The following is a 26,117-nucleotide window of genomic DNA, read 5'->3' as shown; positions in this document are numbered from 1 at the left end:
AAAAACGACAGACGCTCGCGGATTCCTGTTCAGCGGTCGGAGCGATGAAGCCGACGCAGAAGATCCCAGCCATGGGCGATGCCGGCAAAGGCCAAAGCAAGGCCGCTCCACCTTGCCGGCGCCCCGAGCATCGCGAGGATGAGCGCGCCGATGAGTCCCGCGCCGGCACCGACGATCAGGAAAATGGTGAGCCTGGGCAGCGCCTTCGGCGAGCCGTTCCGCGCCATCCGCCAGAGCCAGACCAGCTCGGCCAGCAGGATCAGCAAAGCGATCACCGCCCCCGCAAAGACCAGTCCCGGCTCATTCATGCGTTGAGGCTCCGGAAAAGCGCCGCGAAAGGCGCGTTGAGCCCGACAATGGTCCAGTTGAGGAATGCCGCGAAGCTTACCCAGAGCAGATAGGGCAGCAACAGCACGCCAGACAATCGGGACAGCCTTCCACACAAGATCACAAGAGAAAGGATCGAAAGCCAGAGAAAGACGACTTCCACCAAGGCCCAATCCGGTCGCCTGAGCGTGAAGAACAACACGGACCAGAGGAAATTCAGCCCACCGTTCAGCGCGAAGGCCACGACGAGCCAGCGCCGCATGGCGAGCGTTTCCGCTCGCCGCCAGGCCAGCACGGCGGCGATGACCGTGAGGATCGAAATCATCGTCCAGGCCGGGCCGAACACCCAGCCCGGCGGCTGCCAGGCGGGCTTGCGCAAGGCCTCGTACCAGGGCCCGAGCATGGTCGCGAAACCACCTGCGGCCATCACCACGACGGCTGCCAGCGTGGCGACAGCCACCTGCCGGGCGAGAGCCCCGCGCGCGCGCGTCATGCCCGGGCGAAGCCCATCAAATGCCGGATATCATTTATTAGAATGCGCATGTGAGTCATGAACCGGCCTCGCACCAGTGCCTTGTTCATGTAGGAATCCCAGGTGAGCTTCTGCACATCGGGATCTCGGCAGATCTTGACGAACTGCTCGCGGCGCTTGTCGTTCCGATACCAGAAATATTGCAGCAGCCCCAGGATCCAGAAGATGCGACCATGCGCCGCCATGAAGGCACGTCGCGCCTCGGAAAGCGCGCGCGCATCGCCGGTTTCGAGCGCTTTGGCAACCGCTTTCGCAGCGAGACGCCCGCCGAGCATCGCGTAGTAGATGCCCTCGCCCGAAGCGGGCGCAACCACGCCGGCAGCATCGCCCGCAAGCAGCACATCGCGGCCATTGTCCCATCGTTTCAGGGGCTTCATGGGGATGGGCGCGCCTTCCTTGCGGATGGTCTCGAGCTCATCGAAGCCTGTCGCGCGGCGCAACTCCGCGATGGAGCCGCGCAGCGAGAAGCCCTTCTGCGCCGAGCCCGTGCCGATGCTGAAAGTCTCGCCATGCGGGAAGATCCAGCCATAGAAATCCGGCGAGACCTTGCCCTGATAGATCACATCGCAGCGCTCGTGATCGTAATGCGGCGAGGCGACTGCCGGCGCCTTCACGACCTCATGATAGGCGAAGACGAAGGGCACGCGCTTCACATCCGGAAGAGCCGCCGCTGCCACGCGGGAATTCGCGCCATCCGCGCCGATCACCATGCGGGCACGAACAAGGCGATTGGGAGCCTCCGAGCCCTTCAGGGAATATTCGACGAGCGCCGTGCCATCGGCATCGCGCGAGAAGCTTTCGAAGCTGCCGCGAATCCGGGTGGCGCCGGCCTTCCGGGCCCGTTCGCGCAGCCATTCATCGAAGGTCGCGCGATCGACCATGCCGACGAAACCATCCTCGATGGGCATGTCCACGCCGATCGCGGAGGGGGCGATCATCCGCGCCGAACGCACCTTCGCGACGAGCATATCCTCGGGGATGTCGAATTCGCGGATGCAGCAGGGTGGCACCGCGCCACCGCAAGGCTTGATGCGCGCCTGCGGATCGAGCAGCAGCACGGAATGACCGGCTTCGGCCAGTTCCTTCGCGGCCGTCGCGCCCGAGGGGCCGCCGCCAACCACCACGACATCGAATTGGGAGCGGGTCTGATCGAGCATGGTCCCCTCCCCTTACCGGCCGAGTGCGAGGCCGGAGATATCCGGCTCCTTGCGGGGCTGTTCAGCCAGGCCTCGGGCCAGCCGCGATTGCCGCGCGATGCGATCGGCGAGCACGGCCGAGACGAGGAAGAGCACGCCTTCCGCTGCGAAAACAACGGCATAGGCCGCAACTTGCGAGGCGATGAAGAACCGCGCGATATCCGCGGCCATCGCGCCAACCAGACCACCGGCACCAAAGGCGATGCCCTGCGCCGCGCCCCAGAGGCCCATGCGAATGCCAGCACGAGAGGGGTTGCCCTCATTCACCAGGCGCATCATCGCGCCGATCGCGGCGGCGGCAAACGCACCATTCGCAAGGCCAAGGAGGAACACATTCGGACGAAACGGAAAGCCCTCGCCGATGATGGCCGAAGCCACGAGGCCGGCCAGCGCCAGAGCCGAGGCAAGGCAGCCGCCGACGGTCCAGAAACGCGTCGTCGCGGCCTTGTGGCGGCTGAAAACCGTGCTCACGAGCCCAACCATGATCATCCCGGCGAGCACGCCGGCATGCTGCAGCCCCGCAAGCTTGGTCGTCTCGCCCGGCGTGAGGCCGAAGACCACCCCCGCGAAGGGTTCGAGGATCAGATCCTGCGCGCTGTAGGCGACCATCGAGAGGAAGATGAAGATCGCGAAGAGCCGGGAATGCGGCTCGGCCCACACTTCCAAAATCGCCTCCCTGAAGGGGATTTTCGGCTCGTCCTCGGCCTTCTGAAGCACACCCGCGCCTTCAACGCCCGAGACCGCGAGGACGCTCACGAGGAAGGCCAGCGCGCTGACCGCGCCGGAGACGGCAAGCAGGCGCGAGAAGGAGAAGGGGTCGAGGAAATGCCCCGCGGTCGCCGCCGTGACGATGAAACCGATGATCATCATCACCCAGACGATGGTCGCCGCGGCGGGGCGGCGCTTGTCCTCCACGCGTTTCGAGAGGAGCACGAGGAGCGAGGTTCCGCTGGCACCAACGCCGATGCCGATCAGCAGGAAGGCGAGCGTGGAGACCATGAGGCCGAGAAGGGTCGAGTTCTGCATCAGCGCGACACCGAGCGCCGCTCCGAATCCGCCAAGCGCAAGCGTCGCCATGCCGCCGAGAATCCACGGCGTGAGGCGCCCGCCCACATCCGCGCCATGCCCCCAGCGCGGGCGCAAGACCTGCACGGCATAATGCAGGCCCACCAGCAGCCCGGGCAGCATGGCGGGCAAGGCCAGTTCCACCACCATCACCCGGTTGATGGTGGATGTGGTGAGCACCACGATGGCGCCCAAAGCCGTCTGCACCAGACCAAGGCGAAAAATTCCCAGCCATCCCAATGGTTTCATCACATCCCCCCGGTTGTGTTGAGGCTACGGAGCGCGAAAGCGCAGACCAGCATGCCCAGCACGTAGAGGGTCACCCCGGTGCCGTTATACCAGGGCGCACGCTCGCGCGGATGGGCGACCAAGGTGCGCATGAGCACGAGCTGCGCGAGCAGCATGGCGGTCACGATCCCCGCATGAACCGGCGCCCCCCATTGGACGAGAAGCCCGATGACGACCACCTGCGGCACCGCCATCACCCAGCAGGCGAGACGCGCGGCCCGCTCGGCACCGATCTGGACGGGAATGGAACGCACATGATGCTGCTTGTCACCCTCGATCGACTTGAAATCATTGAGCGTCATGATGCCGTGGGCACCAAGGCTGTAGAGCAGGGCGAGCGCGAGGATGCGCGCATCCGGCCATGTGCCGAGCACGGCAGCCGCGCCCGTGAACCAGGGCAGCCCCTCGTAGCAGAGGCCCACCGCGAGGTTGCCATACCAGCCATTGCCCTTGAGGCGGAGCGGCGGCGCGGAATAGGCCCAGGCGCAGGCGAGCCCCAGCAATGTGGCGAGCATCACCTGGGGTCCGAGCAGCGTGGCAAACAGGAAGGACAGAATGGTCCACGCCACCGCGAAGGCGAAACCCCAGCGACCGGGCACACGGCCCGAGGGTATCGGCCGGTTCGGCTCGTTCACCGCATCGACATGGCGATCATACCAGTCGTTCACAACCTGGCTCGTGCCGCAAACCAGCGGACCTGCCAGCAAGGCGCCGGCAAGAGCCGCCGGCCATGTCTCGGAGAAGGTGGAGCCTGCCGAAACCACGCCGCACAGATAGGCCCACATCGGCGGGAACCAGGTGATCGGCTTCAGGAGTTCAAGCAGGGCGCACGGCTGCGGATAGGAATGGCGGTGGATCACCATCGGCTCGGCAGCACCGGAAGGCAGAAGATCGCGCATCATCCAGCAAGGCTAGCCCCACCCGCATGGGCCGTCAATTTTATTTTACTCAAGTGTCAATTTTGATTGACGATCCTCAAGGGCGAGCCGTGATGCCTCACGCATCATTCTCGTCATCCTCCAGGCCGCCGAGATTGCCAAGACCATGACGGCGCATCTTCGCATAGAAGCTCTGGCGGCTCAGACCCAGCATCTGCGCGGCGGCGGCACGATTGTCGCCCGAACGCTTCAGCGCCGCCTCGATGCAGAGCTTCTCGATGATGTCGGCGGATTCGCGCACCATGTCCTTCAGCGAAACGCGGCCGACAAGCTCCGTCACCTGATCCACGGATGTGTAGGGATTTGGCTCGCGCATCGCGGCCGCAGGCTGCAGCAGCGCCCGGGACATCAGAAGGCCATAGATCTGCGATTGGCCCGAAAGGGTCGAGACCGCCGTGACCTCGATATCCTCGGAGCCGCCAAAGGACCCACGCAAGATGGTCGGGAAGCTGCGTACGCTCTGGCTTTCCCGCAGCCGCGCCATCAGCAATTCCATATCCACGCCCGGCCGCCCCAGCCACTTGCCGATTGCCTGCCCGAGGATCTGCTCCTTGGAAGCGAGATGCACCAGTTCAAGGAACGCCTCGTTGGCTTCCGTGACGCGCCATTCCTCGTCGATGACCACGAAGGCGAGCGGCAAATGCTCCACGACGCGCGCGACATCCTGCGCCGCACCACTGGCCTGCACCACATGGGCGCTCTCCGCCGGCAGCATCTGCAGCAGGAAGGAGACTTCCTGCTCCTGCCGGAACACCGCCACGCTGACGGCGAAGGCGGCGCCGGAATTGGCAAGCCGCGCCTCGATATTCGGCACCGTGCCCGTGCGGCGCGCGGTCTTCAGCGCCGATTCGAGGAGTTGCCCGCTGTCATAATCGAAGCACGAGAGCACGGTACGGTTCACGAGCCGGTCGGAGACGGGTGCCAGTTGCTGGATCGCGGCCGGATTGGCGTCCGTGATGCGAAGTGTCGCGCCATCCACGATCAGGACCGGATCGGTCGTCACATGGAAGAGCATGCGATAGCGGGTTTCCGCGGCGCGATAGCGGGTATAATCGCGCTCAAGAACGTCCTGCGTTTCGACAAGCTTGCGCTGCAGCGCCGAAAGCCGCCGCAAATCCCGCCCCACCGCGATGATTCGGCCCGTTCGCCCAAGCGCGACCGCCGAATAGCGGATCGGAAGATCAATGCCCTTGTCAGTCGGATGATTGATCTCGCGAGCCTGGGTGGGGCTGCCCTTGAGCGCCCGCCCGATGAGATCCTCGACCTTCGCGCGGCTCTCCGGCGTGACGATCTCGATCCAGGGCCGACCGCGCCAGCCCTGCCCCACTTCCCGCGCCAATTCGCTGTCGTTGGTCACCACATCATGGATCACGCCCGAGCCATCCACCACGATGGCGATGTCAGACAGGGAGGCGACCAGCCGTTCCGCTGAATCAGGGGTGACGTCCCCGGCCCATCCGGGAATGCCGCCAGAACCATTTTGAACCGAGACCTGATCTTCCATTGCTCTTGTGCTCGTTGGGGTCTTGGGCGGACAGCATCATGTTTCGTGATTTGGCCTTGGCAGTCGTTACAAACAAGGTCCGTGCCATACAAGACCGGATCAATGCCGGAACGATATTCGCCACCATCGAGCCGGGTTCAGGCCCCGTCAGCCGGTATCAAACGGTCGAGAGCCTCCGAAAGTTCCTCGAAAGGCACCGGTGCGAGGTCCGCGCCAAGCGCCAGCGCAACCCCCGGCCGGCCCGCAAAACGCGCACCGCCGAGCAGGACCCTGACCCTCGGTTCGCAGGACGCCTGCCTGATCCGAATGATCAATCCGGCCGCACGATCCTCGTCCTCGGCACATTGGGTGGAGAGGCCAACCACGTCATAGCGCTGCTCGCCCACGCGGCAAAGCAGGGCCTCTTCGGACAATTGCGATTCAGTCTGGCAATCCCAGCCCGCCTGCTGGAACCGGATGCCGAGCATCTTCAGGCCGAAACAATGCACCTCGCCCGGCATGGGCGCCAGCAACATGCGCCGGGCAACCAGCGGCAGCGCGTGGGGAGGAGGTGCGAATTCGCGCAGAACGCGCTGCAGTGTGACAACCCCCAGCGAGACCTCAGCGAAGGAAAGACTGTCATCTTCCCAGGCACTTCCAAGCTGCCGGGCGGCCTGCGACAGAAGGCCCGCCATGCGATCATCCAGCTGTCCCGACCGGTGACGCCACGGTGCCAGCCATTCGACAGCCCCGCGACCATCGCCCGCCACCAGCATGGCCGAGAACCGTTCCATATCGACGGGCCCGGGTTGCGCAGAAAGACTTTGCGCCGGGCCCGCATGGTTGCCGGGCGGGTGCAGAATGCCATGCCGGCGCAGCAAGGTCGTGAGCACGGAGGCCTCGACCGTACGCTCGATCAGGGCCTGCGAGGAGGGTGCGCGACCGCCATGAGAGCCTCGTCCGGAAGCATAGTCCTGCAGCGTCTCGAAACTTGGCGCATAGCGGCAGAAAGAGCCTTCGATGCCATCCAGAACATCGGGTCCTTTCAATCCGTCATCATACCCGCTACCCATCACGCCCTCCCCCGAGGTGTAATTGGAAATGGACATTTCCGCACTGCGAGCAATCGAACATCTTGATGCGCATCAAGGAACCCACATTTGAGACGTTATGTCGCAGACGGAGGTTTTGTCAAAGGAGCTCTCACTGGCGAGCAAAAAGATCACCTTTCCGACCCCGCCGCAATGAAATTCGACACCCGTTACAATAAGTGAACATTTTTCTTGGGTTGCAGCGCGATAAATTTGTGAATGCGGCGTGTTGCCGCAATTTTCCATCCAGACGCGCGGATGATCCGGAACCGCTTGCTCTGAATGATCGAAGCGCAACCTCTGAATGATCGAAGCGCAACCCGTGAACCGTCGCAAAAATCGCGCAACACCCCGTCCGAAAAATCATCGTGACAGCTCACTACAATTTCTGTGTCTAGTTTTATTGACATATCGGGAAAGCCGCGCGAAGGTTTGAAAACAAGGCGCAGGCATTGAGGCCGCGCCTCAGCCGGGAGGGCGGAATGGGCCAGTCGATGACCATCCGCAAGATGTCAGGCGGCGCGCAACAGGGCCGGAAGGTCGCGAAGCCGCTCTACACGCCGGAAGAACGGCGGCGGCGGGATTCGACCGGCTGGACCCTGGTGCAGGGCATTCTCGCGCCGGTGCAGTTCCTCGTGTTTCTCGTGAGCCTTGCGCTCGTGCTCCGCTACCTGCTGACGGGCGCGGGCTATGAGGCGGCCACCCTCTCGATCATCCTGAAAACGCTTGTTCTTTACCTGATCATGGTCACCGGCTCGCTTTGGGAGCATGCGGTGTTCGGCCGCTATCTTCTGGCACCCGCCTTCTATTGGGAAGACATGGTGAGTTTCGTGGTGATCGCCTTGCACACGGCCTATCTGGTGGTGGTTCTGGGCAACCTTGCCGGGCCGCAGGTTCAGATGGGCATCGCGCTTGCCGCCTACGCCACTTATGTGGTGAACGCCGCGCAGTTCCTGCTGAAGTTGCGCGCCGCGCGGCTGCAGGCCGAGAGCGAGCCCGAACTCACCTCCGAGGGTTTCGAGGTGATGTCATGATTCGTGGACAGCTGGATTCCCTGGCGATCCCGGCGCAGGGCTCAACGAAGGCAGGCTGCACCACCCCCCCGGTGCTGCGCGAACGCGGCCAGCGCGAAGTGTTCTGCGGCCTGACCGGCATCATGTGGCTGCATCGGAAAATCCAGGATGCCTTCTTCCTGATCGTCGGATCGCGCACCTGCGCGCACCTGATGCAATCCGCCGCCGGCGTGATGATCTTCGCCGAGCCGCGCTTCGCAACGGCGATCATCGATGACCGCGATCTCGCCGGCCTCGCCGATGCGAATGAGGAGCTCGACCGCGTGGTGATGCGGCTCCTCGAACGCCGCCCGGATATCAGGCTGCTCTTCCTCGTGGGCTCCTGCCCCTCGGAAGTGATCAAGCTCGATCTGAGCCGCGCGGCACGCCGGCTCTCGGAACAGATGCATCCGGCCGTGCGCGTGCTGAACTATTCCGGCTCGGGCATCGAGACCACCTTCACGCAAGGCGAGGATGCCTGCCTGGCCGCCCTCGTTCCCACCCTGCCGGAAGCGCCGGCCGGTGAGGCCTCACTGATGGTCGTCGGCGTGCTGGCCGATGCCGTGGAGGATCAGTTCCGGCGCCTTCTGGCCGCGATGGGCATCGAGAAGGTCACCTTCCTTCCCGCGCGCCGCGCGCACGAGATGCCGGCTCTCGGGCCATCCACGCGCTACATCCTCGTTCAGCCCTTCCTGACCGATACGGCGATGAAGCTGGAACAGCGCGGGGCCAAACGCATCGAGGCACCCTTCCCGCTCGGCGCTCATGGCATGTTCGGCTGGCTTGAGGCCGTCGCGAAGTCCCATGGCGTTTCTCCTCTCACGCTCGAGAATGTCACGCGGGCACCGATGGAACGCGCCAACCGCGCCGTCTCGCGTTATCGCGACACGCTTGCCGGGCGGCGCATCTTCTTCTTCACGGATAGCCAGCTGGAAATCCCGATCGCGCGGTTCCTCGCGAACGAACTCGGGATGAACCTCATCGAGGTCGGCACGCCCTACCTCCATCGCCAGCATCTTGCAGCCGATCTCGCGCTGCTGCCCGAGGGCACGCAGCTCAGCGAAGGGCAGGATGTCGATCGCCAGCTCGATCGCTGCCGGAAATCCGATCCCGATCTCGTGGTCTGCGGCCTCGGCCTCGCCAATCCGCTCGAAGCCGAGGGCATCACCACGAAATGGGCGATCGAACTCGTCTTCACGCCCATCCAGGGTTTCGAGCAGGCGGGTGACCTCGCCGAACTCTTCGCGCGGCCGCTCGTGCGTCGCGCCCGGCTGGAGATGTAGCCATGCATCTCACCGTCTGGACCTATGAGGGACCTCCCCATGTCGGCGCGATGCGGATCGCCACCGCGATGCGCGGCCTGCATTACGTGTTGCATGCGCCCCAGGGAGACACCTATGCCGACCTGCTTTTCACGATGATCGAGCGGCGCAACCGCCGTCCGCCGGTCACCTACACCACTTTTCAGGCGCGTGACCTCGGCGGCGACACGGCGGATCTCTTCCAGACCGCCTGCTCGGATGCCTATGAGCGTTTCAAGCCGCAGGCGATGATCGTGGGCGCCTCCTGCACCGGCGAACTCATCCAGGATGATCCCGCAGGTCTGGCGCGCGCCCTGGGCCTGCCGCTTCCGGTCATTCCTCTGGAGCTTCCGAGCTACCAGAAGAAGGAGAACTGGGGCGCGGCCGAAACCTTCTACCAGCTCGTGCGCGCACTGGCTGGCCCGCATGCGCCGCAACCGGGTTCGATCCGCGCGCCACGCCGCGCCGGCGAGCCCGCGCGCTGCAACCTTCTCGGCCCGGCCGCCGTCGGCTTCCGCCACCGCGACGATCTTCTCGCCGTGAGCCAAATCCTCGAGCGGATGGGCGTGGAAATCCACGTCGTGGCCCCTTGGGAGGCGACACCCGCCGATCTCGCGACCTTGGGCGAGGCCGATTTCAACATCGTGCTCTACCCGGAAATCGCCGGCCAGGCCGCGCAATGGCTGAAGCGGAGTTTCAACCAGCCGATGGTCACCGCCGTGCCGATCGGCGTGGGTGCCACCCGCGATTTCATCGTCGAGGTCGCGCGCTGCGCCGGCATCGACCCCGCGCCCTTCCTCGCCGAGCAGCCGGGGCGCTTGCCCTGGTATTCGCGCTCGGTCGATTCGACCTATCTCACGGGCAAGCGCGTCTTCATCTTCGGTGATGCGACCCATGCCCTCGCGGCAGCCCGGATCTGCAAGGAGGAACTTGGCTTCGATGTCGTGGGCCTCGGCACCTATTCCCGCGAATTCGCCCGCGATATCCGCCAGATGGCGACCCGCCTCGGCCTTGAGGCGCTGATCACCGATGATTACCTCGAGGTGGAAGCCAAGATCGCCGAATTGCAGCCCGAACTCGTGCTGGGTTCGCAGATGGAGCGGCATATCGCCAAACGCCTGCGCATTCCCTGCGCGGTGATCTCCGCGCCCGTGCATGTGCAGGATTTCCCCGCCCGCTATGCTCCGCAGATGGGCTTCGACGGCGCGGATGTGATCTTCGACACCTGGGTTCACCCGCTGATGATGGGCCTTGAGGAGCACCTCCTCGGCATGTTCCGCGATGATTTCGAGTTCCATGACGGCGCGGGCTCGAGCCATCTCGGCCACGGCTCGCATGCGCCTGCCCGCGAGCGCGCGACCGAGCCGCTCGCCGCGGCGGTGGCGGCTCCCGAAGCGGATCTGGCTGTCGCCGAATTGCCAGCCGGGGAGCCGGTCTGGGCGGCGGAGGCGGAAAAGGAACTGAAGAAAATTCCCTTCTTCGTGCGCGGGAAAGCGCGCCGGAACACCGAGGCTTTTGCGCGCGAACGCGCCATTCGCACCATCACCGTGGAGACGCTCTATGATGCCAAAGCGCATTTCGGGCGTTGAGGCCACCCCGATCCGGGTCGTGATCGTCACGATGGACGATCACCTGACCGGCACGATGGCGCGCATGCGCCCGCAACTGAAGCGGGAAATCCCCGGTCTCATCCTCGGCGTGCATTCCGCGGCGGATTGGGGCCGCTCGCCCGCGGCGCTGGAAGCGGCGAATGCGGCGATCCGCGAGGCGGATATCCTTGTCGCGTCCATGCTCTTCATGGAAGACCAATACACGCCGATCCTCGCCGCCCTTCAGGCCCGCCGGGCAAACTGCGATGCGATGATCTGCTGCCTCTCGGCGCCCGAGGTGACGAAGCTCACCCGCATGGGCGCCTATGACATGAGCCAGCCGGCCACCGGCTTCACCGCCCTGCTGAAGAAGCTGCGCGGCAATGCGAAGCCCGGCGGCAATGCCGGCGCGAGCCAGCTGAAGATGCTGCGCCGGCTGCCGCAGATCCTCCGCTTCATTCCCGGCACCGCGCAGGATGTGCGCGCCTATTTCCTGAGCCTTCAATATTGGCTCGCGGGCTCGGACGAGAATTTCCTCAACATGGTCCGCTACCTGGTGAACCGCTATGCGGCGGGGCCGCGAGCGGTCTATCGCGGCACCCTGAAAGCCGAAAACCCGGTCGAATACCCGGAGACCGGCGTCTATCACCCGGCGATGAAGGGCCGGATGCAGGAAGCCGATGCAGGGCTTCCGAAGAACGACAACATCCGCGGCACGGTTGGCGTGCTGCTGATGCGCAGCTACCTGCTCGCGGGAAACACCGCGCATTACGATGCCGCCATCGCGGCCATCGAGGCACGCGGCTATCGCGTCATCCCGGCTTTCGCGAGCGGGCTCGATGCACGCCCGGCGATCGAGAAATTCTTCCTGAAGAACGGCGCTCCGGCGATCGATGCGCTGGTCTCGCTCACCGGTTTCTCGCTGGTGGGCGGCCCGGCCTATAATGATGCCGCAGCGGCGGAAACCGTGCTGAAACAGCTCGATGTTCCCTATATCGCGGCCCATGCCGTGGAGTTCCAGTCGCTGCAGGAATGGGGCGGCTCGGATCGCGGCTTGATGCCGGTGGAGGCGACCATCATGGTCGCGATTCCCGAACTCGATGGCGCGACGGGCTCGATGGTGTTCGGCGGGCGCGTGGAAGCGGGGGGCGCCACCTGCGCCGGCTGCCATCGCCGCTGCGTGTTCGAAGCGGATCGCGACCTGCGCGCCATGGTCGGCTGCCCCGAGCGCATCGACATGCTGGCGGCGCGCATCGACCGCCTGGTGTGCCTGCGCCGCGCCGAGCGCGCGAAGCGCAAGCTGGGCCTCGTGATCTTCAACTTCCCGCCCAATGCGGGTTCGACCGGCTCTGCCGCCTATCTCGCCGTGTTTGAATCGCTCCACCGCACGCTTGGAGCCCTCCGTCAGGCGGGCTACACGGTGGAAGTTCCGCCGTCGGTGGATCACCTTCGCAAGGCCCTCACCGAGGGCAATGCCGCGATCTATGGCGCGCATGCCAATGTCCATGCCCGCATTCCCGCTTCCGACCACGTGCGGCGCGAGCGCTGGCTTGCCGAGATCGAGCGCGCCTGGGGCCCCGCCCCCGGCAAGCACCAGACCGATGGCGGCAACATCTTCGTGCTCGGCGCGCAGTTCGGGAATATCTTCGTCGGCATCCAGCCCGCCTTCGGCTACGAGGGCGACCCGATGCGGCTTCTGTTCGAGAAGAGCTTCGCGCCAACCCACGCCTTCTCGGCCTTCTATCGCTGGATGCGCGAGGATTTCGGCGCGCAGGCTTATCTCCATTTCGGCACGCACGGCGCCTTGGAATTCATGCCCGGCAAGCAGGTGGGGCTTTCGGGTTCCTCCTGGTCGGATCGCCTCATCGGCGACATCCCGAATGTCTATCTCTACGCCTCGAACAACCCCTCCGAGGGCTCGATCGCGAAGCGCCGTTCGGCGGCGACGCTGATCACCTATCTCACCCCGCCAGTCGCGCATGCCGGGCTTTATCGCGGATTGCTGGAGCTGAAGGCCTCGCTTGATCGCTGGCGGTCGCTCAACACCGGCGGCGAGGAACGCGAGACGCTCGCGACGCTGATCCAGGCGCAGGCCGCGGCGGTCGATCTCGCTGCGGCAGAACCCGCCTGGGGCGCTGCGGCCGAAAGCGAAATCGGCAGGCTCACGCATGCCGTGCTGGAACTCGAATACACGTTGATCCCGCACGGGCTTCATGTGGTCGGCGAGCCGCTGAGCCGGGCCGAACGCGCCGATATGCTGCTCGCGGTGGCCGATGCCGGCCATGGTGCGCGGCTCGATCGCGAAGCGGTGGAAGCGATCATCGACCGCAAGCCCCTGCCTGCTGTCATCGATGCCGCGCTCGCCAGGAAGCTTTCGGACATGGATCGGCTGCTGGAAGACGATCACGAACTCCCGGCCATCCTGCACGCGCTCGATGGCGGCTTCACCCCCCCGGCGCAGGGCGGCGATGTGCTCAGAAGCCCGGCCGTTCTGCCCACGGGGCGGAACATGCACAGTTTCGATCCCTTCCGCATCCCCTCGGCCTTCGCGATGGCCGATGGCCGCCGGCAGGCCGCGAAACTGCTCGCGCGCCACGCGAGCGACGGCCATGCCGCGCCCGAAAAGGTCGCGATGGTGCTCTGGGGCGCGGATAACGTGAAAACCGAAGGCGGCCCCATCGCGCAGGCCATGGCGCTGATCGGCGCGGAACCACGCTTCGACCATTACGGTCGCCTCACCGGCGCGAAACTCGTGCCGCTCGCCGAACTTGGCCGCCCGCGCATCGATGTGGTGCTGACGCTCTCCGGCATCTTCCGCGACCTGCTGCCGCTGCAGACCAAGCTTCTGGCCGAAGCCTGCTTTCTCGCGGCCGGCGCGGATGAGCCGGAAGCCATGAACTTCCTGCGCCGGAACACGCTCGCCTACCAGCGCGAGCAGGCTTGCGATTTCGAAACGGCGGCATTGCGCGTGTTCTCGAATGCCGATGGCGCCTATGGCTCCAATGTCAGCCACCTGGTCGAGAACGGCCAGTGGGATAGCGGCGATGAACTCGCCGAAACCTATTGCCGCCGCAAGAGCTTCGCCTATGGCCGCGATGGCGCGCCGCAGGCGCAGACGAAGCTGCTGACCGGGATGCTCAGCCGCGTCGATCTCGCCTACCAGAACCTCGAAAGCCTGGAGGTCGGGGTCACCAGCCTCGACCAGTATTTCGACACGCTCGGCGGCATTTCCAAGGCTGCCCAACGCGAGAAGGGCACGACGATCCCGGTCTATATCGGGGATCAGACCCGCTCCGAGGGGGTGGTCCGCACGCTCGGCGAGCAGGTCTCGCTGGAAGCGCGCACGCGTATCCTCAACCCCAAATGGTTCGAGGGCATGCTGAAGCACGGCTACGAAGGCGTGCGGCAGATCGAGGAGCATGTGCGCAACACCGTCGGCTGGTCCGCCACCACCGGGCAGGTGGAGCCCTGGGTCTACAAGCAGATGACCCAGACCCTGATGCTCGACGAAACCTTGCGCGAACGCCTGATCGCGCTGAACCCGGTCGCCGCGAGCAAGGTCGTGAAGCGGCTCATCGAAGCGCATGAACGCCAATACTGGAAGCCGGATGCGGCCACCGCCGAAGCCCTGCTGCAAGCCAGCGAGGATCTGGAAGACCGCATCGAAGGCATCGGAACCGAGGTTGCCGCATGACAACGCTTTACCGCCACCCCACCCTGAAGGACCGCGCAACCGGCGATGGCGAGGGCTCCGTGCAGGTGCATCTCGATCCCTCGAGCCAGATCGAGACCGCGAAGGTCTTTGCCGTCTACGGCAAGGGCGGGATCGGCAAATCCACAACCTCGTCGAACCTCTCGGTGGCCTTCTCCAGGCTCGGAAAACGCGTGCTGCAGATCGGCTGCGACCCCAAGCATGATTCGACCTTCACGCTCACGAAGCGCCTCATCCCCACCGTCATCGACGTGCTGGAGACGGTGAACTTCCATTCCGAAGAGCTGCGCGTCGAGGATTTCGTCTTCGAGGGCTATAATGGTGTGATGTGCGTGGAAGCGGGCGGCCCGCCCGCCGGCACCGGCTGTGGCGGCTATGTCGTCGGCCAGACCGTGAAGCTCCTCAAGGAGCACCACCTTCTCGACGATACGGATGTGGTGATCTTCGACGTGCTGGGCGATGTGGTCTGCGGCGGTTTCGCGGCCCCCCTCCAGCATGCCGAGCGTGCGGTGATCGTCACCGCGAATGATTTCGACTCGATCTTCGCGATGAACCGCATCGTGGCGGCCATCAAGGCGAAGTCGAAGAACTACGATGTGCGCGTCGGCGGCATCATCGCGAACCGCTCGGCCGGCACGGACGAGATCGACCGCTTCGCCGCCGCCACCGGCCTGAAGCGCCTCGCGCATTTCCGCGATGTCGATGCCATCCGCCGCTCACGGCTCAAGAAATCGACCATGTTCGAGATGGATGACACGCCCGAGCTCGCGGCTGTGAAGGCCGAATACATGCAGCTCGCCGAAACCCTCTGGGCGGGCACCGAGCCGCTCAACGCGCAACCCATGAAGGATCGCGAGATCTTCGATTTCCTGGGGTATGAATGATGGCAAACGCCGCCTATCACAAGCGCAAGGACGAGCTCGAGACCTATTTCGACCGCACGGCAGTTGATGCCTGGGCGAAGCTCACCTCGGATGCGCCGGTGGGCCGCATCCGCCGCACCGTGCGCGCCGGCCGCGATTCCATGCGGGCGAAGCTGCTCTCCTGGCTGCCGGCGGATCTTTCCGGCATGCGCCTTCTCGATGCCGGTTGCGGCACGGGCGCGCTTTCGGTGGAAGCTGCGCGGCGCGGCGCTGAGGTTGTCGCCATCGACATCTCCGCAACGCTCGTGAACCTCGCTGCCGAGCGCCTGCCGCGCGATCTCGGCCAGAATGGAACCGGCGGCCGCATCGATTTCCGGGTCGGCGACATGCTCGACCCCGCCCTCGGGCGCTTCGATGCGGTGGTCGCGATGGATTCGCTGATCCATTACGAAACCGACGATATTGCCCGCGCCTTGGCGGCCCTCGCCCCGCGCGTTTCGGGCCCGATTCTGATCACCATCGCGCCGCAGACGCCGCTGCTCACCGTGATGCATCGCGTGGGCCGGTTGTTCCCGCGCGGGGATCGTGCGCCGGCGATCGTGCCGGTCAGCGCAGCCGGCCTGGCCCGCGCGATGAAGCGCGAAGCCAGCCTCGCCGGCTGGCGCCTGGCTGAAAGGCACCGCACCACGAGCGGCTTCTACATCTCGGAGGCCCTGCGCCTCCTGCCCGGAGAGCGTCAGGCATGAACGTCCAGCGCCTTCTCATCGAGAAGATGAAGCGGATTGATCCGCGCCTGCTGCCTTTTGCGGATGCGGCTTCGGCCGAACTTCCGCTCGGTCGGCTGCTGCGGCTCGCCCTGTTTCAGGTCTCGGTGGGCATGGCCTCGGTTCTGCTGCTGGGCACGCTCAACCGCGTGATGATCGTTGAGCTTGGCGTGTCTGCCTCGCTTGTGGCGCTGATGGTGGCTTTGCCTTTCCTCTTCGCGCCGTTCCGAGCGCTGGTCGGCTTCCGGTCCGATATGCATCGCTCGGCCTTTGGCTGGCGGCGTGTGCCTTATGTCTGGACCGGCACGATGCTGCAATTCGCCGGATTGGCGATCATGCCCTTCGCGTTGCTCCTGCTCGGCTCGGACCATGATGCGCACCCGGCGGTCGGACAGATCAGCGCGGCGCTTGCCTTCCTGCTGACCGGCGCGGGTCTTCACACCACGCAGACTGCGGGCCTGGCTCTGGCAACAGACCTTGCGAGCACCGAGCAGCGCCCGCGCGTTGTCGCGCTGATGTATGTGGTCTTGCTGCTGAGCATGATCGTGAGCGGCTATTTGTTCTCGTTCGTGCTCGCCGACTTTTCCCCGGTGCGCCTCATCCAGGCGGTGCAAGGTGCCGCTGCGGCGACCCTCGTCCTGAACGTCATCGCGTTGTGGAAACAGGAAGCCCGCCGCCGGCCCGAGCCGCGCGAGGCGAGCCCGGGATTCGGCGAGGCCTGGAAGTGCTTTGCCAACAAGCCGCAGGCGCGCCGCTTCCTCGTGGCCGTCGGCCTCGGCACGGCTGCGTTCAACATGCAGGACATCATCCTCGAGCCCTATGGCGCGGAAGTTCTCGGCCTATCCGTGAGCGCCACTACCATGCTGACGGCCCTGCTCGCGGCGGGTTCGCTCGCGGCCTTTTCGCTGGCGGCCGGTTTGCTGGCCAGGGGCACGCACCCCTGCCGCCTCGCGGCGATGGGGGTGCTGGTGGGTGTACTGGGCTTCTCGATGGTCATCTTCGCCGGAGCCTTCATCGCACCGCTGCTCTTCCGCGCAGGCGTGGTGGCCATCGGTTTTGGCGCGGGGCTCTTTTCGGTCTCGACGCTGATTGCCGCGATGAACCTCGATTCCGGCGAGCAGACCGGGCTTGCGCTCGGCGCCTGGGGCGCGGTGCAGGCCACCTGTGCCGGCCTGGCAATCGGCCTTGGCGGCGTGCTGCGCGACAGTCTCGCCATGCTGGGGGCGACCGGGCAGCTCGGCAAGGCGTTTCTTGCCTCATCCAGTGCCTATGGCGTGATCTATCACCTTGAAATTCTTCTTCTCTTCCTCACCCTCGTCGCGCTCGGTCCACTGGTCCGCGCCTGGCGGCGGGATGAGCCTGCCGCGCCGACCCGCATCCAGCTGGCCGAATTCCCCAACTGATTGAACTCCAGGAGCACATTCTCATGGAACCCGCCTCTGTCTCCTCCTCCTTCGATCTGGCGCAGATCGCGCTGTATCTGTTCTGGATCTTTTTTGCCGGGCTGATCTACTACCTCCAGCGCGAGGCGCAGCGGGAAGGATACCCGGTCGAAGTCGATGGCCCGAACCCGGGCCGTTTCCGGGCGAAGAGCCTGCTCTTCTACCCGCCTCCGAAGACCTTCAAACTTCCCGATGGCACGACGCGCCTGGTGCCGGATGGCGTGGCCGATACGCGCCCGATCGCAGGCAAGCCCACCTCGCGCCTGCCCGGCACGCCGCTCGAGCCGAACAGCGCAGCCCCGCTCGCCGATGGCATCGGCCCCGGCGCCTGGGCGGAACGGGCCGACAAGCCGGATCTGACCACCGCGCTCACCCCGCGCATCGTGCCGATGCGGGTCGCCACCACCTATGCCACCGCCTCGCGCGATCCTGATCCGCGCGGTTTCCCGGTCGTCGGCTGCGATGGCGCAACCGGCGGCACGGTGGTCGATATCTGGGTGGATCGCTCCGAGCATCTCGCGCGCTATCTCGAGGTCGAAACCACGGGCAAGCGCCGCATCCTGCTCCCCATCACGTTCTCGGTGCTGAAGAGCTTCCCGAACCGGGTGCATGTCGAGGCGATCACCGGCGCGCAGTTCGAGGGCGTTCCCGGCACCGCGAAGCCGGACAGCGTGACCCTGCGCGAGGAAGACCGCATCTGCGGCTATTATGGCGCGGGCACGCTCTACGCCACACCGGATCGTGTGGAGCCGCTGCTGTGAGCCATGATGATTTCGCCTTCGAGCCCATTCCGGGCCTGCCGGCGGAATTGCCGGCCGGCGAGAGGCTTCTCTGGCAGGGCGCGCCCGCGTGGCGCCCCCTGGCCTGGCGGGTCTTTCACCTGAGGGAAGTGACGGCCTATTTCCTGCTGCTGATGGGTTGGACGGCCTTTTCGACCGCCTGGACCCACGGCACCGCGAAAGCGGTTCTGGCCGCCCTCGGCCCCGTCACGATCGCCGCCTTGATCGCCTGCGGGCTGATCGCACTCATCGCGCGGTTCAGCGCCAGGACGAGCGTCTATTCCATCACCTCCGAACGCGTGGTGATGCGGATCGGCATGGCCCTGCCCATCACCTTCAACCTGCCTTTCGCGATCATCGAGACGGCAGCGGTGAAGCAGGATTCCGATGGCTCCGGCGATATCTCGCTCGCACTCTCGGCGGAGAACCGCCTCGCCTATCTCGTGCTCTGGCCGCATGCCCGGCCCTGGCATCTGCGCCAGACCCAGCCGAGCTTGCGCGCCCTGGCCGATGTGGCGGAGGTCTCCCGCATTCTCGCCCGCGCGCTCGCCGCGAAGGCTCCACCCCATGCGGTCTTGACCGACCTCGCAACGCGGCCCGGGGCGCATGAGAAACCGGTCGAACCCGCCCTTCCGGGCGCGGCCGAGCCGGCCCACTGAGAAGCGCTTTCGGGGGAAAGCATGAGCACGACGAGCAACAATCCGGTCTTCCCGCGCTGGTTCCTTTTGGGAGCCGCAGGCCTGATGATCTCGACGATGGTTTTCGCCTTCGTGGCGCGGCAGACCGATGCCGGTGCATTGCGGGTGAGCCGGGCGCCGGATGCGGCCCAGGTGATGATCCGCTTCGATGAGCAGCCAGATGGTTCGGTGCTCGTGCGCCGGCTGCCGGATGACACCGTTCTCGATGTCCTTCCCCGCGATGGCTCCACCTTCCTGCGCGGCGTGCTGCGCAGCCTGCACCGCGAGCGCGCGATGAAGCGCGTGGACCGGAACGCACCCTTTCTTCTCGCGCGGCGGCCGGATGCCCGCCACGCCATTGTCGATCCCGTCACCGGTTCGCGCATCGAACTCGACGGTTTCGGCCCCAGTCACTCCGCCGCGATGGCACGGCTGATGGATCTGGGTCTCGCGACGGCCCGCTCGGCGATCAGCGCCGGTCAGGCGAACAACTGACAACAGAGGGGGAATTGACCATGCAGAACCATGTCGATCCCGGCCCCGCTGCGGCCGGCCCAACCATGGGAGCGCTGCCGGAGGGCCGGCGCTTCGAGGTGGGATGCACGATTTACGTATCCCACACCTTCGAGAGCCTCCACGCCCATGTGGAGCTGGACGGCAACATTCCGATCTATCCCGGTGACGAGGTGATCGTGCATGGCGCGCCGGTGAAGGTGCCTTACGGGGAAACTGCCGAGATCCGCCGCGTCGCGACCGTGGTGCGTGCAAACCCGCTGGAGCGGCTCTGGACGCGCGCCACAGGCCGCCTCGAAGTGATGGAACTCCTCGAATTCAGCTTCTCTGAAAGGACCCGGCTATGAGCGCGACCACGATGGATGTGCGCGGCCCGGCCGCGATCGATACCACGGAAGCCACCCGGATCGCCCAATCCGACACGGTGCTGACGCCCCGCTTCTACACCACCGACTTCGAGGAACTCGACAAGATCGACGTGACCCCGGTCCGCGAGGAATGGGATGCGCTGCTGGCCGAGATGAAGAGCGACCCCAACAAGGGCCATTTCACGCGCAATGAGGAGTGGAACTCGGACATGTCCCACCTCAACGGTCAGCTCCGCAAGGAGATGATCGACTTCCTCATCTCCTCCTGCACGGCGGAGTTCTCCGGCTGCGTGCTCTATGCGGAAATGAAGAAGCGGGGCACCAACAAGGATATCTGCGAGCTCTTCAAATACATGAGCCGCGACGAGGCCCGCCATGCCGGCTTCATCAACGATGCGTTGAAGGATTTCGGCATCGGGGTGGATCTCGGATTTCTCACAAGATCGAAGAAATACACCTATTTCAAGCCAAAATACATCTACTACGCGACCTATCTCTCTGAAAAGATTGGCTATGCGCGCTACATCACCATCTTCCGCCACCTGGAGCGGAACCCGGACAAGCGCATCCACCCGATCTTCAAATGGTTCGAGGAATGGTGCAACGACGAGTTCCGCCATGGCGAGGCCTTCTCGCTGCTGATGCGCGCGAACCCGCATCTGCTCAAGGGTGGCAACAAGTACTGGATCCGCTTTTTCCTGCTTGCCGTCTTCTCGACCATGTATGTGCGCGACCATGCGCGCCCCGCCTTCCACGAGGCGCTCGGCATCGACCCCAAGGAATACGGCATGCGCGTGTTCCGGGTGACGAGCGAGATTTCGCGGCAGGTCTTCCCGCTCGAACTCGACATCGACCACCCCGCCTTCAGGGGCGGACTCGAGAAGCTGCTGGTGCTGAACCGGCGCATCGCCGATGCGGACGAGCAGGGCGGCATCACCGGCAAGCTGAAGCGCTACGCGGCCATGGCCGGGGTCGCGACCACGCTGGCGCGGATGTATTTCCTGCCCGTGAAGCGGAACGAGATCCCGGCCACCAGCCGGCTCCATCCGAGCTATTGAGGAGAGGGACTTGGAACTCCTCATTCCGGTCGCGCTCACGATCTTCGTCTGGTGGTTCGCCACGGGGGCGGTGCTGTACTTGAACGGCCTGCCCGCCTGCACCTTCCGCTGGAGCAACGGGATCACGGGCCTGATCGGGCTGTGCGGGCTCTTCGCCCTCTATCTCACCCGCGAGGACACCACGCCGATGGGGGCCTATACGGCCTTCTTCGGTGCCCTCGCGGTCTGGGCCTGGAACGAGATGAGCTTCCTTCTGGGGCACATCACCGGTTCCAGCCGCGAGGATTGCCCGGGGGGAGTGCATGGCGTGCGCCGGTTCATCCTGGCCACGCGGAGCATCATCTACCACGAGCTGGTCATCCTCGCCTCGGCCGCGGCCATCGCCCTCGTGACATGGGGCGCTGCGAACCGCTTCGGGCTCTACACCTTTCTGGTCTTCTGGGTGATGCGGCTCTCGACGAAATTCAACATCTTCCTTGGTGTCCCGAACATCACGGTGCAGTTCCTGCCCAAGCACCTTGCCTATCTCGCGACTTATTTCGCGCACCGGCCGATGAACCTGCTCTTCCCGTTCTCGGTCACGGCCTCGACGCTCGCCGCTGCCTGGCTGATCCATCTGGCGATCCAGTCACCCGCGGGCGGCTTCGAAAGCGTGGGTTACGCGATGGTCGCCACCCTTCTGGTGCTCGGCGTGCTCGAGCACTGGTTCCTGGTCATTCCTCTGCCCTTCGGCGAATTATGGTCCTGGGGCCTTGGTTCGCGCGAGGATCGGGTGCAGCCATCCGCTCACAAATCTGAAAAGTCCCAGCCTCTTGCCCTGACTTCCGCCATCGCCACCCCGCCCATCGGGGGGCCGATCAAGACCAGCCGGACCTGAAAATCCGGGCCAACAGTATCGCTTTGGAGGACACGACCATGAGTTTCGAACATTTCTTCCGTCAGGAATTGTCCTCTCTGAAGAAGGAAGGGCGCTATCGTGTCTTTGCCGATCTCGAAAGGCAGGCGGGCCGCTTCCCCAAGGCGACCTTCCACGGGCCGAAAGGCGCGCGCGAAGTTACGGTCTGGTGCTCGAATGATTATCTCGGCATGGGCCAGCACCCGGATGTGGTGGCCGCGATGCAGGAAGCGCTCGACAGATGCGGGGCGGGCGCGGGCGGCACACGCAACATCGCGGGCACGAACCACTACCACGTGATGCTCGAGCGCGAACTCGCGGATCTTCATGGTAAGGAAGCGGCACTGCTCTTCAATTCGGGCTACATCTCGAACTGGGCGGCGATCAGCACCATCGCCGCGAAGATCCCGGATTGCGTCATCCTCTCGGATGCCCTGAACCATGCCTCGATGATCGAGGGCATGCGCCACAGCCGCGCGACCAAGGTCATCTTCGCCCATAACGACCCGGACGACTTGCGCCGGCAGCTCGCGCGGCTCGACCGCAAGGTGCCGAAATTCGTGCTTTTCGAGAGCGTCTATTCCATGGATGGCGACATCGCGCCGGTCTCGGCGATGCTCGATGTCTGCGAGGAATTCGGCGCCTTCACCTATATCGACGAGGTGCATTCGGTGGGGCTCTATGGCCCGCGCGGGGCGGGCATCGCGGCGCGTGAAGCGCAATCGCATCGTCTCGACGTGATCGAGGGCACGCTAGGCAAGGCGTTCGGTGTGCTCGGCGGCTATATCGCCGGCTCGGCGGCGATGTGCGATTTCGTGCGCAGCTTCGCCTCGGGTTTCATCTTCTCCACCGCCCTGCCCCCGGCCATCGCCGCCGGCGCGCTGGCGAGCATCCGCCACCTCAAGGCGAGCGATGTGGAGCGGCAGCAGCACCAGCAGCGCGTGAGCGAGGTTCGCGCGGCACTCGATGCTGCAGGAATTCCGCACATGATGAACCCCAGCCATATCGTGCCGGTGATGGTGGGGGATGCCGCGCTCTGCAAGCGTCTCAGCGATGATCTGATCGCCGAGTTCGACATCTACGTGCAGCCGATCAACTACCCCACCGTGCCGCGCGGCACGGAGCGCCTGCGCATCACTCCGACCCCGCTGCACACAGCCGAGGATATTGCCCGGCTGGCAGAAGCGCTTTCCTCCATCTGGTCGACCATCGGGCTGAAGCGTGCCGCCTGAGAGGGACGGCCCATCATCGCTGTCAGCAACCGTTAAGGTTGCTGATGGCACTCATCCAATCGGTTCGGACCGGCGTAAAGACATCGTCGCAGACCCAACACTGTCATCGTCTCGAGGAAATGCCATGAAGATTGCCTTGTTCTCCCTTCTCGCCGCCGCTGCGCTCGTTCCGGCTGCCGCCCAGGCACAGGATGCCGCCGCTGGTGAGCGCGTCTTCGCGCAGTGCCGCACCTGCCACCAAGTCGGCGAAAACGCGAGGAACGGTGTCGGGCCGCAATTGAATGGCCTGTTCGGCCGCAAGGCCGGCTCGGTCGAGGGCTACAGCTACTCGAACGCCTACAAGGCTCTCGACAAGGTCTGGAGCGTCGAGAATTTCACGGTCTACATCAAGGACCCGCGCGGCGTGACCCCGGGCACCAAGATGGTCTATCCCGGCCTCAAGGACGAGACCGCGATCGGGAACCTCATCGCGTTCCTCCAGCAATTCGATGCGACCGGCAAGAAGAAGTAAGTTCTTCACGCTGCGACGCAGTTATTGGCGAGCCGTCCGGATCATTCCGGGCGGCTTTTGCCTTGAAGGGCAGGATGGAACTGACGCTACAATTTCACGAGGTGACACCTCTGGAAGCCGAGATTTCCCGCGATGAAATGGTGACCATGCGGCCGGAAGATGCTTTAAGGAAAGCCTCAAGACACGCATTCGAATCCCCGGAGTTCCCATGTCGATCGATCCGCGCATCCTCGCCCTGCAAGAGGAAGTCACCGGCTGGCGCCGGGATTTCCACGCGCATCCGGAGCTTGGCTACGAGGTGCATCGCACAGCCGGAATCGTGGCGGCGAAGCTGCGCGAATTCGGCTGCGACGAGGTGACCGAAGGCATCGGCAAGACCGGGGTCGTCGGCATCATCCACGGCAGGAATGGCCCCGGCGGCCGCGTCGTCGGCCTGCGCGCGGATATGGACGCGCTGCCGATCGAGGAAGAGACCAACCTCCCGCATCGCTCGACGAATTCCGGGAAGATGCATGCCTGTGGGCATGATGGCCACACCGCGATGCTGTTGGGCGCGGCGAAGCACCTCGCCGAGACACGAGATTTTGCGGGTACCGTGGCGGTTATCTTCCAGCCCGCCGAGGAAGGTGGCGCCGGTGGCAAGGCCATGGTCGATGATGGCCTGATGGATCGCTGGAACATCAGGGAAGTCTACGGCATGCACAACATGCCGGGGATTCCAACGGGCCACATCGCCGTGCGCCCCGGCCCAATCATGGCGGCGGCGGACCAGTTCGTCATCCAGATCGAGGGCCGCGGCGCACATGCGGCCGCGCCGCATCTCGGCGTGGACCCGGTGGTGGTGGGCGCGCATATCGTGGCGGCGCTGCAGTCGATTGCCTCGCGCAATGCCGACCCGCTGAAGGCGGTCGTCGTCTCGACCACGATGTTCCATGCCGGCACGGCCTTCAACATCATCCCGCAGCGCGCGGAACTCACCGGCACGGTTCGCACATTGGAACTCGGCATGCGTGACCTCGCGGAGAAGCGCCTGACCGAGATCGCCACGGGCACCGCGAAGATGTTCGGCGCGGTTGCGACCGTGAAATATGAACGCGGCTATCCCGCGACCATCAATCACCCGCGCGAAACTGCCGAGGCTGTCACCATCGCAAAGCGCCTTTTCGGCTCCGCGGCGGTCGATGCCGAGGTGGCGCCGATGATGGGCGGCGAGGATTTCTCCTACATGCTGGAGGCCCGGCCGGGCGCCTACCTGTTCATCGGCAACGGGGATACGGCGGGCCTGCATCACCCGGCTTATGATTTCAACGATTCCGCCCTGCCGCATGGCATCCAGTTCTGGGCGGAAATCGCACGCAGCAGAACCGTAGCCTGAGGCTCAAGCATTTTCCGATCCATTGGATACCGGCCGGTCGAAGAAAATGCGTGAGATAAGGAGGAATGAGAGCATCGGCCCGCCAACCTTTATCCACTTGGCGGGCGGATGCTCTAGCGCGTCAGCATGTCATGCGCGAATTTCAGCGCGATGATCAGCGCGGAGAGCGCGGTGGCCAGCGCCGCGCGACGGTTCAGCAGCTGTGTGCGGTTGATGGCCGTGACGATGCGGTTGAGATCAAGGGAATTGATATCCTCGCTCTTGCTCACGCGGCGCACCTGATAGCTGCTCGCACGAAACCAGAGATAGGCGGCGGCCAGCGCGGTGAGCAGCGCCAGAAGGTCGAGAAGAAAATTGATCGACATGCCCTGGCAATAAGGGGCAGACCCGCCTCGTTTCAAGAGCCTTCCGCCACCTTTCGCGCCTTCAGGCCTGATTGCGCCCCTCCTCGACCGCGTGGCAGGCCACGCCGTCGATCATCGCCGGAGCCTCGTGCCTGCAGCGCTCGTTGGCGAGCGGGCAGCGCGGATGGAAGGTGCAGCCCGAGGGCGGATTGATGGGGTTGGGGATTTCACCCGCCACCATCTGCCGCTTGCGGCCAGTCATGCCGAGATCGGGCACGGCATCGAGCAGCATCCGCGTATAGGGGTGGCGCGGCGCGCGGAACATCGCCTTGCTGTCGCTCACCTCCACAAGACGACCCAGATACATCACGCCGATGCGGTCGGCCATGTGCCGGACCACCGCGAGATTGTGCGAGATGAAGAGGGAGGTAAGCCCGAATTCCTTCTGCAAATCGCGCATCAGGTTCAGGATCTGCGCCTGCACGGAAACATCGAGCGCGGAAGTGGGTTCATCGCAAACGATGAATTCGGCGCTGGAGGCGAGCGCCCGGGCAATGGCGATGCGCTGGCGCTGGTGGGCCTGCACCCCGACGACGGGAAGAAATTCCCGCACGAAGTCTCGGGCGGCCAGCGCCAGCGCATCGCCATTGCCCGGGCGCTCGCCTCCAGCGCCGAATTCATCGTTTGCGATGAACCCACTTCCGCGCTCGATGTTTCCGTGC

At 64.9% G+C, this 26,117-nt stretch carries 25 protein-coding genes and 1 pseudogene; 17 read left to right on the top strand and 9 right to left on the bottom strand.

What is annotated here, in order from left to right:
* Positions 1–29: 29 nt before the first annotated feature.
* The 7 genes from ACKODO_RS11395 to ACKODO_RS11365 all read right to left on the bottom strand — a co-directional run bounded on the left by ACKODO_RS11395 (position 30) and on the right by ACKODO_RS11365 (position 6,938).
* Positions 30–308, bottom strand: a complete 279-nt coding sequence (locus ACKODO_RS11395; protein WP_408983549.1) for a hypothetical protein — start codon at positions 306–308, stop codon at positions 30–32.
* A complete protein-coding gene (locus tag ACKODO_RS11390) occupies positions 305–820 on the bottom strand; it encodes a TspO/MBR family protein (RefSeq protein ID WP_408983548.1) in 516 nt (171 codons plus the stop codon). Before ACKODO_RS11390 ends, ACKODO_RS11395 begins: the two co-directional genes overlap by 4 nt.
* On the bottom strand, positions 817–2,016 hold the full coding sequence (locus ACKODO_RS11385) for a geranylgeranyl diphosphate reductase (RefSeq protein ID WP_408983547.1): 1,200 nt from the start codon (positions 2,014–2,016) through the stop codon (positions 817–819). The genes ACKODO_RS11390 and ACKODO_RS11385 overlap by 4 nt, the downstream gene beginning before the upstream one ends.
* A gap of 12 nt (positions 2,017–2,028) precedes the next feature.
* Positions 2,029–3,369, bottom strand: coding sequence for a BCD family MFS transporter (locus tag ACKODO_RS11380; protein WP_408983546.1), 1,341 nt, complete (start codon positions 3,367–3,369; stop codon positions 2,029–2,031).
* On the bottom strand, positions 3,369–4,307 hold the full coding sequence (gene chlG, locus ACKODO_RS11375) for a chlorophyll synthase ChlG (protein WP_408983574.1): 939 nt from the start codon (positions 4,305–4,307) through the stop codon (positions 3,369–3,371). The genes ACKODO_RS11380 and chlG overlap by 1 nt, the downstream gene beginning before the upstream one ends.
* 97 nt (positions 4,308–4,404) lie before the next feature.
* Positions 4,405–5,850, bottom strand: a complete 1,446-nt coding sequence (ppsR, locus tag ACKODO_RS11370; RefSeq protein WP_408983545.1) for a transcriptional regulator PpsR — start codon at positions 5,848–5,850, stop codon at positions 4,405–4,407.
* A 137-nt stretch (positions 5,851–5,987) separates the two neighbouring features.
* Positions 5,988–6,938, bottom strand: a complete 951-nt coding sequence (locus tag ACKODO_RS11365) for a B12-binding domain-containing protein (RefSeq protein WP_408983544.1) — start codon at positions 6,936–6,938, stop codon at positions 5,988–5,990.
* A gap of 476 nt (positions 6,939–7,414) precedes the next feature.
* Here ACKODO_RS11365 and bchF point away from each other — a divergent pair, with 476 nt between their 5' ends.
* The 16 genes from bchF to ACKODO_RS11285 all read left to right on the top strand — a co-directional run bounded on the left by bchF (position 7,415) and on the right by ACKODO_RS11285 (position 25,051).
* A complete protein-coding gene (gene bchF / locus ACKODO_RS11360) occupies positions 7,415–7,954 on the top strand; it encodes a 2-vinyl bacteriochlorophyllide hydratase (RefSeq protein WP_408983573.1) in 540 nt (179 codons plus the stop codon).
* Positions 7,951–9,255: a ferredoxin:protochlorophyllide reductase (ATP-dependent) subunit N gene (locus ACKODO_RS11355; protein WP_408983543.1), complete on the top strand. Its 1,305-nt coding sequence runs from the start codon at positions 7,951–7,953 to the stop codon at positions 9,253–9,255. The genes bchF and ACKODO_RS11355 overlap by 4 nt, the downstream gene beginning before the upstream one ends.
* 2 nt (positions 9,256–9,257) lie before the next feature.
* Positions 9,258–10,862, top strand: coding sequence for a ferredoxin:protochlorophyllide reductase (ATP-dependent) subunit B (gene bchB, locus ACKODO_RS11350; RefSeq protein WP_408983542.1), 1,605 nt, complete (start codon positions 9,258–9,260; stop codon positions 10,860–10,862).
* Positions 10,837–14,556: a magnesium chelatase subunit H gene (locus ACKODO_RS11345; RefSeq protein ID WP_408983541.1), complete on the top strand. Its 3,720-nt coding sequence runs from the start codon at positions 10,837–10,839 to the stop codon at positions 14,554–14,556. The genes bchB and ACKODO_RS11345 overlap by 26 nt, the downstream gene beginning before the upstream one ends.
* Entirely contained in the window at positions 14,553–15,458 is a 906-nt protein-coding gene (gene bchL, locus ACKODO_RS11340; RefSeq protein ID WP_408983540.1) for a ferredoxin:protochlorophyllide reductase (ATP-dependent) iron-sulfur ATP-binding protein, read from the top strand. The genes ACKODO_RS11345 and bchL overlap by 4 nt, the downstream gene beginning before the upstream one ends.
* Entirely contained in the window at positions 15,458–16,183 is a 726-nt protein-coding gene (bchM, locus tag ACKODO_RS11335) for a magnesium protoporphyrin IX methyltransferase (protein ID WP_408983539.1), read from the top strand. Before bchL ends, bchM begins: the two co-directional genes overlap by 1 nt.
* Entirely contained in the window at positions 16,180–17,604 is a 1,425-nt protein-coding gene (locus ACKODO_RS11330; RefSeq protein ID WP_408983538.1) for a BCD family MFS transporter, read from the top strand. Before bchM ends, ACKODO_RS11330 begins: the two co-directional genes overlap by 4 nt.
* Before the next feature lie 23 nt (positions 17,605–17,627).
* Positions 17,628–18,404: a photosynthetic reaction center subunit H gene (gene puhA / locus ACKODO_RS11325; protein ID WP_408983537.1), complete on the top strand. Its 777-nt coding sequence runs from the start codon at positions 17,628–17,630 to the stop codon at positions 18,402–18,404.
* Positions 18,401–19,081, top strand: coding sequence for a photosynthetic complex putative assembly protein PuhB (gene puhB / locus ACKODO_RS11320; RefSeq protein ID WP_408983536.1), 681 nt, complete (start codon positions 18,401–18,403; stop codon positions 19,079–19,081). The genes puhA and puhB overlap by 4 nt, the downstream gene beginning before the upstream one ends.
* Before the next feature lie 21 nt (positions 19,082–19,102).
* Positions 19,103–19,594, top strand: a complete 492-nt coding sequence (gene puhC, locus ACKODO_RS11315) for a photosynthetic complex assembly protein PuhC (RefSeq protein ID WP_408983535.1) — start codon at positions 19,103–19,105, stop codon at positions 19,592–19,594.
* A gap of 20 nt (positions 19,595–19,614) precedes the next feature.
* Positions 19,615–19,959 carry a hypothetical protein gene (locus ACKODO_RS11310; protein WP_408983534.1) on the top strand — a complete coding sequence of 115 codons (345 nt, stop codon included), beginning with the start codon at positions 19,615–19,617 and terminating at the stop codon, positions 19,957–19,959.
* Positions 19,956–21,038, top strand: a complete 1,083-nt coding sequence (gene acsF / locus ACKODO_RS11305) for a magnesium-protoporphyrin IX monomethyl ester (oxidative) cyclase (protein ID WP_408983533.1) — start codon at positions 19,956–19,958, stop codon at positions 21,036–21,038. The genes ACKODO_RS11310 and acsF overlap by 4 nt, the downstream gene beginning before the upstream one ends.
* A gap of 10 nt (positions 21,039–21,048) precedes the next feature.
* Positions 21,049–21,915 carry a putative photosynthetic complex assembly protein PuhE gene (gene puhE / locus ACKODO_RS11300; protein ID WP_408983532.1) on the top strand — a complete coding sequence of 289 codons (867 nt, stop codon included), beginning with the start codon at positions 21,049–21,051 and terminating at the stop codon, positions 21,913–21,915.
* Between the two features lie 38 nt (positions 21,916–21,953).
* A complete protein-coding gene (hemA, locus tag ACKODO_RS11295) occupies positions 21,954–23,165 on the top strand; it encodes a 5-aminolevulinate synthase (protein WP_408983531.1) in 1,212 nt (403 codons plus the stop codon).
* Between the two features lie 124 nt (positions 23,166–23,289).
* Positions 23,290–23,676, top strand: coding sequence for a c-type cytochrome (locus ACKODO_RS11290; protein ID WP_408983530.1), 387 nt, complete (start codon positions 23,290–23,292; stop codon positions 23,674–23,676).
* A 208-nt stretch (positions 23,677–23,884) separates the two neighbouring features.
* Positions 23,885–25,051, top strand: coding sequence for a M20 aminoacylase family protein (locus ACKODO_RS11285; RefSeq protein ID WP_408983529.1), 1,167 nt, complete (start codon positions 23,885–23,887; stop codon positions 25,049–25,051).
* 113 nt (positions 25,052–25,164) lie between these two features.
* Here ACKODO_RS11285 and ACKODO_RS11280 read toward each other — a convergent pair whose 3' ends face one another.
* Both ACKODO_RS11280 and ACKODO_RS11275 read right to left on the bottom strand, forming a co-directional pair.
* Complete coding sequence (locus ACKODO_RS11280) at positions 25,165–25,416, bottom strand: hypothetical protein (protein ID WP_408983528.1); 252 nt, start codon at positions 25,414–25,416, stop codon at positions 25,165–25,167.
* A gap of 61 nt (positions 25,417–25,477) precedes the next feature.
* Positions 25,478–25,969: pseudogene (locus tag ACKODO_RS11275) on the bottom strand (oligopeptide/dipeptide ABC transporter ATP-binding protein); the annotation flags it as partial.
* On the opposite strand from ACKODO_RS11275, the gene ACKODO_RS11270 reads away from it, so the two are divergent.
* Positions 25,970–26,117: ATP-binding cassette domain-containing protein (locus ACKODO_RS11270; protein ID WP_408983572.1), on the top strand; the 148-nt coding region annotated here is incomplete at its 3' end.

This window comes from Rhabdaerophilum sp., from assembly GCF_046092605.1.
Lineage (GTDB): Bacteria > Pseudomonadota > Alphaproteobacteria > Rhizobiales > Beijerinckiaceae > Rhabdaerophilum.
The sequence above is the reverse complement of the archived record's forward strand: the minus strand, read 5'-3'. Positions and strand labels throughout refer to the sequence as shown.

Bases quoted from the DNA above. Each gene is read 5' to 3' on its own strand.
- ACKODO_RS11395 (WP_408983549.1), bottom strand. From the start codon at position 308: ATGAATGAGCCGGGACTGGTCTTTGCGGGGGCGGTGATCGCTTTGCTG.
- ACKODO_RS11390 (WP_408983548.1), bottom strand. From the start codon at position 820: ATGACGCGCGCGCGCGGGGCTCTCGCCCGGCAGGTGGCTGTCGCCACG.
- ACKODO_RS11385 (WP_408983547.1), bottom strand. From the start codon at position 2,016: ATGCTCGATCAGACCCGCTCCCAATTCGATGTCGTGGTGGTTGGCGGC.
- ACKODO_RS11380 (WP_408983546.1), bottom strand. From the start codon at position 3,369: ATGAAACCATTGGGATGGCTGGGAATTTTTCGCCTTGGTCTGGTGCAG.
- chlG (WP_408983574.1), bottom strand. From the start codon at position 4,307: ATGCGCGATCTTCTGCCTTCCGGTGCTGCCGAGCCGATGGTGATCCAC.
- ppsR (WP_408983545.1), bottom strand. From the start codon at position 5,850: ATGGAAGATCAGGTCTCGGTTCAAAATGGTTCTGGCGGCATTCCCGGA.
- ACKODO_RS11365 (WP_408983544.1), bottom strand. From the start codon at position 6,938: ATGTCCATTTCCAATTACACCTCGGGGGAGGGCGTGATGGGTAGCGGG.
- bchF (WP_408983573.1), top strand. From the start codon at position 7,415: ATGACCATCCGCAAGATGTCAGGCGGCGCGCAACAGGGCCGGAAGGTC.
- ACKODO_RS11355 (WP_408983543.1), top strand. From the start codon at position 7,951: ATGATTCGTGGACAGCTGGATTCCCTGGCGATCCCGGCGCAGGGCTCA.
- bchB (WP_408983542.1), top strand. From the start codon at position 9,258: ATGCATCTCACCGTCTGGACCTATGAGGGACCTCCCCATGTCGGCGCG.
- ACKODO_RS11345 (WP_408983541.1), top strand. From the start codon at position 10,837: ATGCCAAAGCGCATTTCGGGCGTTGAGGCCACCCCGATCCGGGTCGTG.
- bchL (WP_408983540.1), top strand. From the start codon at position 14,553: ATGACAACGCTTTACCGCCACCCCACCCTGAAGGACCGCGCAACCGGC.
- bchM (WP_408983539.1), top strand. From the start codon at position 15,458: ATGGCAAACGCCGCCTATCACAAGCGCAAGGACGAGCTCGAGACCTAT.
- ACKODO_RS11330 (WP_408983538.1), top strand. From the start codon at position 16,180: ATGAACGTCCAGCGCCTTCTCATCGAGAAGATGAAGCGGATTGATCCG.
- puhA (WP_408983537.1), top strand. From the start codon at position 17,628: ATGGAACCCGCCTCTGTCTCCTCCTCCTTCGATCTGGCGCAGATCGCG.
- puhC (WP_408983535.1), top strand. From the start codon at position 19,103: ATGAGCACGACGAGCAACAATCCGGTCTTCCCGCGCTGGTTCCTTTTG.
- ACKODO_RS11310 (WP_408983534.1), top strand. From the start codon at position 19,615: ATGCAGAACCATGTCGATCCCGGCCCCGCTGCGGCCGGCCCAACCATG.
- acsF (WP_408983533.1), top strand. From the start codon at position 19,956: ATGAGCGCGACCACGATGGATGTGCGCGGCCCGGCCGCGATCGATACC.
- hemA (WP_408983531.1), top strand. From the start codon at position 21,954: ATGAGTTTCGAACATTTCTTCCGTCAGGAATTGTCCTCTCTGAAGAAG.
- ACKODO_RS11290 (WP_408983530.1), top strand. From the start codon at position 23,290: ATGAAGATTGCCTTGTTCTCCCTTCTCGCCGCCGCTGCGCTCGTTCCG.
- ACKODO_RS11285 (WP_408983529.1), top strand. From the start codon at position 23,885: ATGTCGATCGATCCGCGCATCCTCGCCCTGCAAGAGGAAGTCACCGGC.
- ACKODO_RS11280 (WP_408983528.1), bottom strand. From the start codon at position 25,416: ATGTCGATCAATTTTCTTCTCGACCTTCTGGCGCTGCTCACCGCGCTG.